The sequence below is a fragment of the Campylobacter troglodytis genome, from assembly GCF_006864425.1.
GTDB lineage: Bacteria > Campylobacterota > Campylobacteria > Campylobacterales > Campylobacteraceae > Campylobacter_D > Campylobacter_D troglodytis.
This window is the reverse complement of sequence record NZ_QHLI01000019.1, coordinates 1-14,702: the sequence shown is the minus strand read 5'-3', so window position 1 is coordinate 14,702 and position 14,702 is coordinate 1. Positions and strand designations below refer to the sequence as shown.

The 14,702-nt window shown below is 30.7% G+C and carries 12 protein-coding genes and 2 pseudogenes; 12 read left to right on the top strand and 2 right to left on the bottom strand.

Annotation, left to right across the window (positions count from 1 at the left end; all coding sequences use genetic code 11):
- The first annotated feature begins 8 nt into the window (after positions 1 to 8).
- Genes DMC01_RS05405 through DMC01_RS05395 form a run of 3 tightly spaced genes read left to right on the top strand, consistent with a single transcriptional unit; the run spans position 9 to position 4,267 of the window.
- Complete coding sequence (locus DMC01_RS05405; protein ID WP_142693259.1) at positions 9 to 2,495, top strand: SprT family zinc-dependent metalloprotease; 2,487 nt, start codon at positions 9 to 11, stop codon at positions 2,493 to 2,495.
- 11 nt (positions 2,496 to 2,506) lie between these two features.
- Positions 2,507 to 3,805, top strand: a complete 1,299-nt coding sequence (locus DMC01_RS05400; protein WP_142693258.1) for a hypothetical protein — start codon at positions 2,507 to 2,509, stop codon at positions 3,803 to 3,805.
- Between the two features lie 51 nt (positions 3,806 to 3,856).
- Positions 3,857 to 4,267: a hypothetical protein gene (locus tag DMC01_RS05395; RefSeq protein ID WP_142693257.1), complete on the top strand. Its 411-nt coding sequence runs from the start codon at positions 3,857 to 3,859 to the stop codon at positions 4,265 to 4,267.
- Between the two features lie 3 nt (positions 4,268 to 4,270).
- On the opposite strand, the pseudogene DMC01_RS05390 reads toward DMC01_RS05395, so the two are convergent.
- Positions 4,271 to 4,784: pseudogene (locus DMC01_RS05390) on the bottom strand (transposase); the annotation flags it as partial.
- A 9-nt stretch (positions 4,785 to 4,793) separates the two neighbouring features.
- A complete protein-coding gene (locus tag DMC01_RS16515) occupies positions 4,794 to 4,970 on the bottom strand; it encodes a hypothetical protein (protein ID WP_427846097.1) in 177 nt (58 codons plus the stop codon).
- Between the two features lie 1,048 nt (positions 4,971 to 6,018).
- Between DMC01_RS16515 and DMC01_RS13320 the strand changes: the two genes are divergently transcribed.
- From DMC01_RS13320 to DMC01_RS05355, 9 genes and pseudogenes are all read left to right on the top strand, one after another.
- The gene (locus DMC01_RS13320) at positions 6,019 to 6,171 is read left to right on the top strand and encodes a hypothetical protein (RefSeq protein WP_185908736.1); all 153 of its coding nucleotides are present in this window, start codon (positions 6,019 to 6,021) and stop codon (positions 6,169 to 6,171) included.
- 418 nt (positions 6,172 to 6,589) lie between these two features.
- Entirely contained in the window at positions 6,590 to 6,952 is a 363-nt protein-coding gene (locus DMC01_RS05385; RefSeq protein ID WP_142693256.1) for a hypothetical protein, read from the top strand.
- Between the two features lie 156 nt (positions 6,953 to 7,108).
- Positions 7,109 to 7,862 (top strand): annotated as a pseudogene (locus DMC01_RS05380) (IS1595 family transposase).
- Positions 7,863 to 7,982: 120 nt separating this feature from the next.
- Positions 7,983 to 10,853 (top strand): hypothetical protein, encoded by a 2,871-nt coding sequence (locus DMC01_RS05375; protein WP_142693255.1) that lies wholly within the window; start codon positions 7,983 to 7,985, stop codon positions 10,851 to 10,853.
- A complete protein-coding gene (locus tag DMC01_RS05370) occupies positions 10,853 to 12,124 on the top strand; it encodes a hypothetical protein (protein ID WP_142693254.1) in 1,272 nt (423 codons plus the stop codon). The genes DMC01_RS05375 and DMC01_RS05370 overlap by 1 nt, the downstream gene beginning before the upstream one ends.
- Positions 12,125 to 12,135: 11 nt before the next feature.
- Positions 12,136 to 12,885, top strand: a complete 750-nt coding sequence (locus DMC01_RS05365) for a hypothetical protein (protein ID WP_142693253.1) — start codon at positions 12,136 to 12,138, stop codon at positions 12,883 to 12,885.
- Positions 12,886 to 12,893: 8 nt separating this feature from the next.
- Complete coding sequence (locus DMC01_RS15870; protein ID WP_282432259.1) at positions 12,894 to 13,028, top strand: hypothetical protein; 135 nt, start codon at positions 12,894 to 12,896, stop codon at positions 13,026 to 13,028.
- Between the two features lie 9 nt (positions 13,029 to 13,037).
- On the top strand, positions 13,038 to 13,739 hold the full coding sequence (locus DMC01_RS05360) for a hypothetical protein (RefSeq protein WP_142693252.1): 702 nt from the start codon (positions 13,038 to 13,040) through the stop codon (positions 13,737 to 13,739).
- Between the two features lie 103 nt (positions 13,740 to 13,842).
- Positions 13,843 to 14,702, top strand: an 860-nt coding sequence (locus DMC01_RS05355; RefSeq protein ID WP_221887133.1) for a hypothetical protein, incomplete at its 3' end; no start/stop codon positions are given.

Sequence of the window (14,702 nt, the reverse complement as noted above, 5' to 3'; positions counted from 1 at the left end):
AAAATGCTATGAACGCACTCTTCTTTAAACTCATCATTAAAGATTATGATTTATTAATCCCTTTAAAAGACAAAGAAATTCAAATAACAAATATTGATTCTAAACAAAGCTATGAATCTAAATTCACTACAAGAAATGGAGAAGTTATCTTTGAAATTCCAAGCAATGAGAGGGGAGATTTTTTTAGCATTAAACTCATAAATGACAGTGATTACGAGCAAAGTCCATACTATCTAGCAAAAGAATCTGATCCTCCTCATACATTTAGCTTAGAGCACTACAATCAAACCCCCACAAACAAACTAAATTTAAAGAACACACAATACTATGAATTTAAAAATACCACAAATAAGATTCTAAGCCCCAATAATTATCAAAAATGCCCTGCTACACTTTATTTCAAAGCAAAGATCTATTTACATTTCAATGGATTTACACTTTTTATGATGCAAGGTGATAAAGTAAGAGCGAGTTATGAGGCTAGAAGTGGCAAAGCATTAAACTTGCAAGAAAAGGACACATTAAAGCATCAAAATGGCTATAAGCACTTTGTGCCTAGCTTTAGCGACATTGATAATATAGACATATTAAGTAATATAGAAGATAAAAACGATGATTTACAATCAAATCACACATTTTTTCACTGCTATGATAAGGGCTACCAAGATGAAAATAAGGTTTTACAAGATAAAATATATTATATAAATACTCAAGAAATCAAAGATTTTATTAATGCAAACAATCTACATAATACAGATTTTGCAGAATCTATTTCAAATTTATCACTAAATATTTACGCAGATAAAGAATGCAATAAACCGTGTAGTTCTATCATTATGCTAAGAGATAAAAATCTAGCAAATAATAAACAAATACAAAATGATCTATTGCTTTCTTATGATGATGCTAAGAATTTAAGATATATTTTAAATAATACAAATCGGACAAATGTTACTCTAAAAGTGCAATATAGCAAACCAACCATAAGTCATATAAAATTCATAGAAAACATAGAATGGGGGCTAGATTTTTCACAAAATCTACCACAAGTAATTAGCATTGATAAACAAAGCCAAACAAAGATTAGGTATTTAAATCATAGCCCAAATAACTATAACTATCCTATCAAAGTGCCATTTGCACCGGGAAGCTATATTGAGCTAGAAGCTGTGATGAATGATGATAATCAAACAAGTAAGGTGGAATGGTGGTATGCAATATTTGATACAAAACTTAGGCTAGATAAACAAATTAGCGATGAAAGCAAGTATTTTCACAAAAACAATCAATATAATAAAATAGGATTTTATTTGCCACTGCGAAAACAAAATGACAAAGATTATGCTATTGTATGTGCTACCTTAAACAATGCTATTAATGCGTTTATTTTGATTAGTATAGATTTTAATGTGGGAATTGGTGCAGATAATGCAGTAAGGGAAACTCAAAGAAACGAGCAAAACAAAATGCAAAATGGCGAAATATTAAATAGCAATGATATAAGTGAGTGGAATAAATTAGAGCATATTTATAGCATAGATGAAGCACTGTGGTTTTTAAAAATAAATCTTAAAAAATTATATGAATTTTATCAAAGCAATAGAACAACATATAACAAAAGGGCAGATGCAGTATTTGATTATTTTAGAACCTATCCCCAACTTGCAGGAAAGATTGCTTATATTTATTATAGGTTTGATTTGGGGAATGATGAATTTATAGACAATGCAAAACAATCTTGTTATGTGTGGTTTGAGTGTAAAGATGAATACAAAGATGATAGGGATAATTTTATAAATAGCGTTGTGAAAGTGTTTGAAAATGATGTTTATCAAAGTAAGATCTTAAAAAGAAATATTACATTTAAAGAGGCTTATAATAATGCTTTATTTAATGGATATAGTTTATTTAATGCCACACTCAACGACAAAGCAAGCAAGGTGGTTGGGATGGATTTTTACCAAGAAAGAGAAAATTTTGTAAAGAGTTTAATATGGAAAATATGCTCATACTTCAAACTTAATCTTAATAATGTAATTGTTAAGGATATGGCTAGTAGGGGTATGACTTCTTACTACAATGAAGATAAAATTCCATACAATACAGTAGCAATAGATAAAAAATTAATTACTTATGCCAATGCAAATGACAATATTATATTTACATTACAGTATCGTTCAGATAGGCTTATTGCTACTATTATACACGAATGCAGACATTTGTATATTTACGAAAAAATTTATAAGGAAAAGCCACACAAAAGCCCTTTATTAAATTATCTTGCATATTCTTTTAATTTTTATATTAGCGGTGATTATATAATAACAAAGGCTTACAAAAAATTATGCAATAAGAATGAATCAAATAAAGTAAATTGCTATCTTGGACAAAATAATGATATATACCAAAGTACTTATGAGATTCAACCAAATGAGCGCGACCCACGATATATGGCAAACGAAGTAATTAAAAGGCTTGGTATAAAGCAAAAATAAAAGGCGGATAAATGGCTAACACTTTAGATTTAAGTTTATTGCTTGATAATAAAATGTATTTTAACACAATATGCGGTGGTATTGAATATGTAAAGTATAAAACAATTTATTTAGGCATTGAAAGCAATATTTTAGCTATTGATGATAGGATATATGATGAGGATATTTACCCAAATTTATCTGTTAATTCTGAGAAATTCCTTATGCAATGTTTCGCACCACCTCATTTCAAAGACTTTACTGCCACTCTTTATCTTGGCAAAATTGAATTTAATAAAAATAAGCAAGGCATTTTAGTGCCCAAATTTATCCCTTCAAATATCACAGATTCTAGCTTTGAGGGATTGAATGTATTTTGGCTAAATGAAATCAATAAAAAGGTAATGCCAACAAATAAACACATACAGCCAAGAGACACAGGACTAGTAGGATATATAGATGGTATGGCTACTTACCCTACAAAAAATGAGCGCAAAGATCTAAAAATTCACTATTTTAGGCACAAAGATAATATTGTGCTAAGCAAAGAGCAAATCATCTCATATTTCACGCAGTTACATCAAAAAAATACAGAATTTATCCAAAACTACATAGCTTCGATAAACAAAAATCTCGGCATTAAAGCATATCATTTGAATGATAGACTTTTTGAAAATCTAGCACAAAAAGGGATTTTGCCAAAATCTATGATAAAGCGATATACTGACACGCATAAGCTTATCCGCAACAATGCACTTGATTTAACCATCTTAGATTATCTTTCAACATTAAAAGAGACGAATCATAAAATGCTTTTTAAGATTGTATTTTATGATGAGCTATTTTATTGGTATTTTGCATTGAGTCTTAAAAATTTTATAGTAAATTTTTCTGCTTCTTTTTGCGATGAAAATAAGCTACTTTTTAACCCAGGGGCATATCAACAATATGTTCATTTAGCAACACAAATGAGACAAAGTGGTGAAATAGATCCAAAAACAGGTGATTTTAAAAAAGAATTTAAGCTGAGATTTGAAAATCAAATGTTTGAAACCGATGAATATTATAGGGAATTATTTTTTAGCAATAATGGGGGATTGATGAGTGTTGATGATGAGTATACAAAATTACAATTTATCTCTCCCAACCAAGCATTATTTGAAAGAAGGCAGCCAATCACCCCCTCCCCACTAGGCAAATACTATTTTGAATTAAGTGATAACAAAGATGTGTATATTGAATTTTTTAATCGAAGCTATCCAAGCATCACAAATGCCCCAAAGGGTTGGAGCAAAGAAATGATGAGAAAGCTGGAATTAGGATTGGAGTAAAGGATAAATCGATAGATTTTGCTGTATTTTACTAACGATATGGTGCTTTGGTTGCAAAGACATAACACAACAAGAAGCATTAAACGCAACAGATGGGGAATGGCTGATTTGCTATGTCGCACAATATTATTAAAATCTAGCTTTATTTTTTCCACAGCTTTTTTTACTGAGATTCTAAATGATGATAAGCCAAATCTGCGCTTACAAAATATAAAAGAAATGACCAAAGCACAACATTTAGATTCAACGGAAACATTAAAATCCAAAGTCAAACAATTAGGCAGAAATTATAATTTATGCGTTTATGATGGCAAAGACATACAGCAAAATCCATCAATAAATAATGCCAAATGCACACAACAAGATTTATATTTAGCTCTTTTGTTGTATGGAATCTATATTTTAGATGAATTTTTACATAGTGATAAAGTATGCGAATCTATGGATACGCTATTTAATTAAGGCTCAATTAAACTTAATAGGATTTTTTCTTATCAATTTTAGCAAGTTTTGATAAAGATTTTGTCCCAAATTTTTCGTCTCAATTCTGTTTCCTTTAAGTGAAGGATAAAATTTTCTCTTTTAGCCCTTAAATTTCGCTAAACGAAACTTCGCAAAGCCCCAGAAATTCTATATTACGTTTATGTGATTTCGTCCATTTGCAAACTCGTTTTTGGAGTGCTTTACCCTATAATGTGCCTTTGCACACAAATCACAAGGCCTCGTAGGCTTTGAAACTTTCCTATAAATTTCACTTTATTTAAGCTCTGAAAATTCCTTTATTATGGACTGTAACTCTTTGGCAGAGCAATGCTTGACGACCTGCGTATAAACTCGTGCGATTGCATTTTAGCAAACCTTGTGCTTGCAGTTACGAGTGCGTAGCACGAAGTAAAAACACAGGTGTCTTTTTTCCAGCCCCACGCCCCCTTTTTCCACGCACACCACCGAAGTAGCTCTCACCCTCTTCGATTTCACCGCTCATTTTCTAAAGAAACTTCGTTTTGCTGATTTTTTCGCATTCTTTGGCTATCAAAATGCAAATTTGCTTGAAAATTTTACACAAACTTTGTTGTGAAATTTGACAAATTTCAGCGATTTTTTTTGCCTCTAAATCAATTCTTGCAAAGGGACGAGCCGTAAGGCGAAGTAAAAAATAACGCAAAATTTCCTTAAATTATATCTGCGAAATTAGGGAACGGACTATGTATTTGTTTTTCATAGGCGTTAACTTAAAAACCTTTCAATTTGGTTTTAAGTTTAATTGAGTCTTAATTAATCACAAGAAACATATTGTTTGATTCGAATAATGGTAAATTTCTACAATAAAGACAAATATACAAAATATAATAAATCTCATAAACTTTACGAAATTTTTTACACATTCAGCAAAAAAGCTAGTGATAAGGTAAATGAATATGAGCGTGAAAATGGAAAATGCGATATAAACAAAGCTAATTTTCCCATTATATTATGTTAGAATAGTATAATATGCAAAGGTTAAATTATGGACAAATCACAAAAAGAACAAATTATTAAGGCAAAAGAAGCCCAAATCAATGTTATTGAAAGGGCATTAAAAATTAACATTTAGATATTTGAAGCGCGAGAATATATAAATGCACACAATAGATTCTAATCCACTAATCGAAGTAAAATCCCAAATAGGCATATTACGCAAAATTGTGCTTTTTATTTCTGCGGTGTTTGGTTGCATTGTAATATATAGTTTTATGCAAGTCTTTTTTAAGTTGTATATATTTGAAGCAATCAAGCAAGAATGGGCTACTATATTGATTTTTCCGCTTATGTTATTATTTGTATTTGGAGTTTATTTTTGTATAAGGGATATCATAGTTGACAACAAGCGTAAAATCACGCTTTATGATAGCTATTTCATTATAACAACAAATAAATTTCTATTCACAAAAACAATCAAGCTAAATTATGGGGTTAAAATTGCGCACAATTTTGGATTTCCTTTTTGTATTTACAATATTATATTTTTTGATATAAACAAGCAAAATCTTAAATGGAGCGATATGAAAATAAAGTGTATGGTGCATTTGCCACTATTTAATACAAATACATTTGATGCAAATATGGATAAATTTATGAAAATGTTTCAAACAAAAACAAAGAAATTTTTGCGCCATAAAAACACAAATAAGCTCGATAGTGATTCGATAAAGTAATATTTATAAGGAATTGCAATGCCAAAAGACAATCATTTACAAGCAATGGGCTTAACATTTGGCTTACCCAATAACGCAAATAAGGGCATTGATATAAAGGTAGGTAGCGTGGAAGTTATCATAGATTCTAATAAACTGGACATAAAAGGTGGAGAGATAAAGAGTGAGTGAGAAGTTTGATATTTTTCTTTTTTGTGGATTTCCTTATAAAAATGAAAGTTTGGATGTACAAAAAATGAGGCTATATGGCACTGTGCTAAATATTGCACGAATCTGCGCCACGATAAACATTTTGCTTGGTTTTGTGATTTTAGAGATTCATTTTAGACAAAATTCTATGTTTGCAAACTTTTATGATATTGTGATGTGTGTAGGGTTATACTTTTTTGCTATATTTTGCGCGATATTCATTTTGCTATTTTTGCATTTTTGTAGTTTTAGGGAGCGAAAACAAACAAAGTAAAATCTAATCTTGCTTACCCCATTTCGTAGTGATAGAAAAACAAAAATATTGCGTTTTTTTAGCATATTTTGCATATTATTTGTTTGTGCGTTATTTGGCATTTTAAGTTTTTTATATATTGGGTTTTTGGTTGTTTGTGTCCTGCTTTTAGTTACGCCACGCATAAAATCTATATATGCACAAAATAAAGAGCTTTTTGCAGAATTTTGCATTTTATTTGGGGCTATCTCTATTGGCTTGTATCGCATAAAAAATGATGAAAGTTTGTATTATTGCGAATATATATTTTCGCAATCGGTAATTCCTGTAAAAATACAACAAATCGTGCGTTGTGAGCGCAAAGACAATCATATCATTAAACACAGAGTTTTTGGATTTTTAAAAGATATAGATTCTAGTGTGCTAATAGATTTTCTAAACAAAAGAGCGATTTTACAAGATAAAACAAATAGCGCACAAAATACCAAAATTTGCGAAAAGGAATTATGATGGGACAAAATATTGAAAACACATTTACCACCTGCATTACAAGCGACAATAAACCCTGTCTAATTGACATAGAAGTTAGCAACAACGCCGATTCAATAAAATCAAAATTATTTTAGGCTCAAGATACTTTAATTTGATACAATATCATTTTAAAGTATGGAGAGCAAAATGAAAAACAAGTATATGATTCGCTTCCGAATTGTCTCAAAAGAAATTTAGAGAAATTTTGAAGTATTTTTTACTTCGCCTTACGGCTCGTAACTTTGCAAGAAGCCCTTGATTTAGAGGCGAAAAAAATCGCTGAAATTTGCAAAATTTCTCGTGTTTGCGTGAATAGAATTTTGCGTGAAATTCGCATTTTAATAGCCAAAGAATGCGAAAAAATCTCAGCGGTGAAATCGAAGTTGATGAGAGTTATTTTGGAGCTAAAAGAGTAAGGGGCAAGCGTGGGCGTGGGGCTGGAAAAAAGACACCTGTGTTTGGTATGTTAAAACGCAATCGCACGAGTTTATACGCAAGTGGTCAAACATTGCTCTGCCAAAGAGTTACAGTCCATAATAAAGGAATTTTCAGAGCTTGAAGAAAGCGAGATTTACAGGAAAGCTTCAAAGCCTATGATGGTTTAGTGGATTTTTTGCTTCGTTACACTCGCAACTTTGCAAGAAGGTGCAAAGGCACATTATAGGGTAAAACACGCCAAATTTGAGTTCGCAAACGGACGAAGCCATATCAATGGAATAGATAATTTTTGGGGCTTTGCTAAGTTTAGACTTGCCAAATTTCGTGGAATTAAAAAAGAAAATTTCGTGCTTCACTTAAAGGAAACAGAATTAAGACGAAAAATTTAGGACAAAATTCTCATCAAAATTTATTAAAATTGATAAGAGAAAATCCTATTAAAGTATCTTGAGCCTTATTTTATATGTTAAGTTCAATAGACACGGTAATAACAGAAAATATAAAGTATATTGAAAAAGGATTGCCTTTTTATGCAAGATTTATACCTAAGTTCAAAAATGCCTCCAAAACAATGGTATTAAATATTAGTGATTCTAATCTTAATGCTAATGATATGCTTATTTTAGGAGGTTTGCAAATCGGATTTGGCATTGCTACGGAATTGGCGGTAGGGACTCTTGCTTCTACTGGTTTTATTGCTGGTTGTTGGACTTTGGTGGTTAGCATTGGTGCTTCTTTAGCATTTACATATTTCATAACAGAAATTTACATCTATTGCAAAGAAAACGCTCCACAACTTTGGGAATCTCTAAAACAAAGATTTGATGAATCTTCAAAATATATAGCAACTATTATAGAAAATAATATTTCATCTTTGCAAGATTTTACCTCCAATGTTATCGATAAAATCACTGCTTGGATAGATGAATTTGATGTTAATGATTTGATTATTCAAGGCAATCATTCAAATGGTGAGATACAATATAATTCAGCTCACCCCTATGCAAATCCTCAAAGGAATCTAGATTCCAAAGACTACCAATCCATAATAGAAGTATTATTACACACAGATTCTAATGCCAACGATATAGATAAAACGCTACGCAGTTTTAACAATTATCTTAAAAAAAGTGATGCAGATTCAAATACAAATGCAACAGATGATTCAACTATAAATGCCTCTAACCACTCCACTCAAACCACCACAAATTCCCCCAACCCTCACCCACCTACAAACAACACTACGATTCCCTTTAAACTCATCATTAAAGATTATGATTTATTAATCCCTTTAAAAGACAAAGAAATTCAAATAACAAATATTGATGCTAAAAAATGCTATGAATCTAAATTCACTACAAGAAATGGAGAAGTTATCTTTGAAATTCCAAGCAATGAGAGGGGAGATTTTTTTAGCATTAAACTCATAAATGACAGTGATTACGAGCAAAGTCCATACTATCTAGCAAAAGAAACTTATTCATCTCACGCATTTAGCTTAGAGCACTACAATCAAACCCCCACAAACAAACTAAATTCAAAGAGCACACAATACTATGAATTTAAAAACAGCACAAATAAAATTCTAAGCCCCAATAATTATCAAAAATGCTCTGCAACGCTTTATTTCAAAGCAAAGATCTATTTATATTTCAATGGATTTACACTTTTTGTGATGCAAGGTGATAAAGTAAGAGCGAGTTATGAGGGTCATACTAAGGCAAGGATAGAAAATGGCACTTATTTTATAAACACACAAGAAGCACAATCCTTGCTAAAAGAATCTAACATTGCCGCTCAAAACAATGCGGATTTTGCAAAATCTAATTCAACTTTGTCACTTTATAATGATAAAGAATTCACACAAACTCATTGTAAAATATGTGATAATACACAAGAAACACTAGATAATAATATATATTTAAAGCACTTTTTTGCCAATATAAAAAACATCGCCAAACTAATAAATACTATGCCATATGTAAAATGTATTATTGATTATAAGATTAATCTTATTAAAAACATTAAGATTGAAGGGCATAATGATAGAGTTTTTGTGAATTTAAATGCTCCATTTGCAATAGGGACTTATCTCACACTCAAAGCAATAAAATTTAGCGATGAATCTAATATAGGCACAATTTATTGGAAAGAGGAGCTTTATGCAAAAAAACATAAGGCTAAAAATTTTGAACTTATATCACATAATTTAAGAAAAGAATTTATTATAGGACAAGACACACAAGATTTTTATTTATCAACACCCAAAGAGCTAGATCATTTGCGACAAAATGGCTATGTAGAATTTATATACCTTATCTACGCTTCAAACATAAAACAGTTTGATAAAAATACAGCACATATAAAATTTAACCTAACTTTTGCAGTAGGCAATGACGGTAATGTAAGCAAATCACAAAGAGCTAATAACAATACTAAGCAAGAGGCTATATATGCTAAAGCCATAAATAGCAATGATATAAATGAGTGGAATAAATTAGATTATATTTATAGCATAGATGAAGCACTGTGGTTTTTAAAGGCTAATGATAAAAATTTAGATGAATTTTATAAAAGCAATAGAACAACATATAACAAAAGGGCAGATGCAGTATTTGATTATTTTAAAACCTATCCCCAACTTGCAGGTAAAATTGCTTATATTTATTATAGCTTTGATTTAGGAGATGAGAATTTTATAGATAGTGTAGAACAAACTTGCTATGTGTGGTTTGAGTGTAAGGATGAATACAAAGATGATAGGGATAATTTTATAAATAGCGTTGTGAAAGTATATAAAGGTATAAGTTTTTGTGATTCAACAATAAATATATCAATTATATGTAATGTCATAAATTCAAACACAAGAAATTATAAGCAAGAATTTGAAAATGCGTTTTTGCGTGGCAATGCAAATTGGAAACAACTTATCACAGATTTTCTCTATGATGTTTGCGATGAATTAGGCATAAAACAACAATATAGACCAAAGATTGATACTGAGCCAAATCCAGGCGATTCTGGCACTTACCGTAGAAAAACTAATACCATTAGCATTAAGCCACCAAACAATATTAAAGACAGTTTTATTATATTTATAGACACAATTATCCACGAATTTAGGCATTTTTATATTTGGTATGTTTTTGAGGATGCACAAGGACATAAACTCGCACAAAGTAGAGTGGCAAAATTGATTTATTATAATGACACTTTTTATATTGCTTGGAGTTATGATAAATTTTTTAATGCCTATGATAAAGAATGCGCTATTTTTGATGCTGAATTGAAAAAGTGCCACAAAAATCATAAGTATTCTAAAAATATAATTAAAATTAACAAGCAATTTATGAAGCCATCGCCTCTATATTATATCCAACCAAACGAGAGAGATACTAAGGTGGTGGCTTGGAAATTTAGACAAAAAGTTGGAGTAAAATAATGGCCTTAGGAAGGGTTTGGGACCCAAAAATACACGATAACTTTCTACGCAAACGAGCTGATAAAGAAATATATCTAGGCATAAACACAGCCATAAATGCCCTTAATGATTGGTGTCCCAATAACTCATACCAAATATTAGACCATAAAATAGGCTTATATCTTGGTAAAATTATTTTTAGCAAAAATAAGCAAGGCATTTTAGCACCAAAATTGATCCCTTCAAACATATCAAATATCACTAATGAAGTGGATAAAATCAATCCTTTATGGCTTGATGAGATAAATACAAACTATGTTCCACCACAAACACAATTTGATGCAATGATGGGTGGCGAATACACCATATATAACGCCAATAATGTAAAAACCCTTTGCAAAAATAGCGAGGCAAATATTACTTTAAGCAAAGAGCAAATCATCTCATATTTCACGCAGTTACATCAAAAAAATACAGAATTTATCCAAAACTACCTAACTTCGATAAACAAAAATCTCGGCATTAAGGCATATCATTTGAATGATAGACTTTTTGAAAATCTAGCACAAAAAGGGATTTTACCAAAATCTATGATAAAGCGATATACTGATACACATAAGATTGTTCGCAATAATGTGATTAATTTAATCGCCCTTGATTATCTAACAAAAACCAATCAATCTAATTTTAAGATTTTGCTATATGATGAGCTATTTTATGCGTATTTGGTGTGGAGCTTGCAAAACTATACGATACGCTATTATCAAGGATACCTTGCAGAAAAAAACAATATGCTCTTTAATATAGCCTGTTATATAGATGAGAGTTTTTTGTCAAGATATGATAATTGGAAACATTTGTTTTACAAATTGCGCAATAGTGTTAGCGATTTGTATCATAGTGATTTATCGCAAGAATTAAAAGATGAAATACTTGCTAGCTCAAATGATGGCTGGGAATATGGCTTTTTTAATGTGGAGGCTACAAATTATCTCCCAAGCGATGAAAAAGGACTTTACCACGCAGAATTTGGTAGCCCATCGTCTTCTTTTATCTCCCCCAACCAAAAAATAAGCGAAATACCAAAACACAAGCTTGTATGGATGTCATTAGAAGAAAAAGAATCATATACCATACCCACCCCCTCCCCACTAGGCAAATATTATTTTGAATTAAGCGATAACAAAGATGTGTATATTGAATTTTTTAATCAAATCTATCCAAGCATCACAAATGCCCCAAAGGGTTGGAGCAAAGAAATGATGAAAAAGCTGGAGTTAGGATTTGAATAAAAGGCGACATAATGATAAATTCAGCAAATGCAACACAAACATTCAAAAATATATTAAGACATTCTATTTTGTTAATATTTATATCTCAAATAAATTTATATTCTAGTAGCACTTTAAATCCACTTAAAGCTGAGTATTTTTACATAAAAGAGCCATTTGACTTTACTAAGCAAGGCAATGTGTATGAAAAACAATTTACAATGCCGTTTGATTTTTGGAGGCACAAGCCATATATTGCTATTCAAATATTTTTTAAGCCTAATACATATTGGAGGGATAGCTACTGCTTAAATGACGATAAAAACCTTGATGACTACGATCTTAGGGTAGCATTTGAAAATCTCCCTATAAAAAATGGAGCAGATTTTATCAAGCGACTTGATTATATTTGGCGACCTGCTAGTGCCAATAAATTTTCTTATGGTTGTCGCCTTATATGTTATTGGGACGACTTGCAAAAGCAAAAAGTTTTAAAGATTTTGCAAGAGTATCATCCAAATCAACATTTTAAATTTAAGCTTATTTTTACGCCACTAGGCAATACTAAATTATCCCAAGAACAAATCATAACATTGCCATTATATTTTACAACTATAAAGGGAGTTTTTCCTATGTGGAGCGATGATGAAATCATAACCTTGGGGCTATTTGATACAAAAGTTTGGCACAAATATAACATTAGGCTTGAAGTACTAGAAAATGCACCTTTGCCAAGTGGTATTACGCCACATATAATTATTTCTGGACCATTTAGGAAATAGAAACACTTATGGAAAATAAATATTATATGCAGATCTTCATAGAAAAAGCTGGCACACCATATCTTAAAGAGAACTCAAAGAATAATAAATCTATATTTGGACATATGTGGTTTAGAATTTATACACTTTATAATAAGGGCTAGGAAAATAAAATGTCGCAACAACAAGTGCAACTTAAAAATTCAAATCAAACAACAAGCCAAAATTCAAAAAGATATGATACAAATGGCGATGAGATTATTTGGAGGCTAAAGCGAAAAAGCAATATAGGCTATTTTATTACAATATTGCATCTAATATTTTTCTCATATGTTTTGGGTTGGTGGTTTCCAGTAGAAATAATAGAAAACCTTATCAATCGTGATTTAGAGACTATTATTATGGCTTTGGCATTCTTAGTTTTATTATTTATTGCACTAATGCCAATGTATAGATTGTTTAGATTATTAAATCGAAAAAAAATATATATTACAAAAAACAATTTAGTTTTTGAAAAGTATTTGGGTAAAACAAAAAAAATATCTCTAGCAGAGCCATTATACATATATATTGATTTGCCTTTTTTCGCTGGTGCTATGATTTTTGGTGGAAGTTCAGAAGTAAAGTTTTATAAAATGGGATTAAATGATAGATTCCCTTTTGGCAATGTGGTGTCATTTATCCAAGATTGGGGAGGATCAAATATTGATGAGCTTTATTCCTTTTTATTGCCGATGATTGAAAAAAGTCTTTTAAACGCAGATAAAAATGATTTTTTAATATATAAAATAAGTTTGCAACACGAACGCTTCATATATCCCAAAATAGATTGGGACAAAATAGAAAAGATGAGGAATAAACAAAATGTCAAGTAAGACACAATCACAATCTGCTTATATTGCTTTAGAATTTTGCATCTGCAAACAAAAATTTGCAAAAAACCATAGCTATAGCAATGATTTTGGCAATGTAGGAACTTTGATAAATTACTCAATAGTTGTGGCGGGAGCAGGTTCAAGTGTACTATTAGAGGAATATATGGTAAAACAAGGAGTCGCAAAAGGCATAAATACTTTTTATCAATATAAACTTATAGGTAATTTTGGTATTTTTTCTTATTTGTTTAAGAAAGCAGAGGGTAAAGATGATAAAAGAGCTATACAAGAAACAATATTTGAATCTAGCATGTCTTATGCTTTTGGTAAAATAGGTAAAAATATTGGCACATCTGCAAAACAAATAGCTAAAAAATCAGCTACAAAAGCAAGCATAAATTTAGCTAGCAAAATCCTAGCAAGAAGCGTTATAGGAGCTACTATTGGCACTAGCTTTGCTATCGTAGGCACTATTATAGGTGCTGTTGTAGGAGCATTTATAGCAGGACTAGCAGAGGATTGGTATTTTAAAGAGGGCTTATTTGAGGATAAAGGCAAAAAACAAAAATTAGATGAAGAGCAAACCCAAGACAAGCTTTGTGAAATTTACATAACCAAACTAAATCTTATCAAAGACTATCTTTTACGAAATAACTATATTGAACTACGAGCATTAAACGAAGCTGAATCAGAAGAGCTTTGTAAATATCTAAGTAATCCTAAAATAAATCATTTTGCCATCATTCAACAAATGCTATCTTATAAAAACTATTTGCAACAAGATAAAAATTCATATGAAGAAAACAAATCTCAAAAAAGCATAGATAATTCTCTTACCACCCCCAACCAAGCTATCACGCAAGATTTCAAGCCTTTAAACCCTCACTCAAGCGACACATTTTCTTTTAAACTCATCATCAAAGATTATGATTCCTCAAAGCCATTAAAGAACAAAGAAATTAA

Excerpts from the sequence above, each read along its gene's own strand:
- DMC01_RS05405 (WP_142693259.1), top strand. The coding sequence starts at position 9 with ATGAACGCACTCTTCTTTAAACTCATCATTAAAGATTATGATTTATTA.
- DMC01_RS05400 (WP_142693258.1), top strand. The coding sequence starts at position 2,507 with ATGGCTAACACTTTAGATTTAAGTTTATTGCTTGATAATAAAATGTAT.
- DMC01_RS13320 (WP_185908736.1), top strand. The coding sequence starts at position 6,019 with ATGCCAAAAGACAATCATTTACAAGCAATGGGCTTAACATTTGGCTTA.
- DMC01_RS05375 (WP_142693255.1), top strand. The coding sequence starts at position 7,983 with ATGGTATTAAATATTAGTGATTCTAATCTTAATGCTAATGATATGCTT.
- DMC01_RS05370 (WP_142693254.1), top strand. The coding sequence starts at position 10,853 with ATGGCCTTAGGAAGGGTTTGGGACCCAAAAATACACGATAACTTTCTA.
- DMC01_RS05365 (WP_142693253.1), top strand. The coding sequence starts at position 12,136 with ATGATAAATTCAGCAAATGCAACACAAACATTCAAAAATATATTAAGA.
- DMC01_RS15870 (WP_282432259.1), top strand. The coding sequence starts at position 12,894 with ATGGAAAATAAATATTATATGCAGATCTTCATAGAAAAAGCTGGCACA.
- DMC01_RS05360 (WP_142693252.1), top strand. The coding sequence starts at position 13,038 with ATGTCGCAACAACAAGTGCAACTTAAAAATTCAAATCAAACAACAAGC.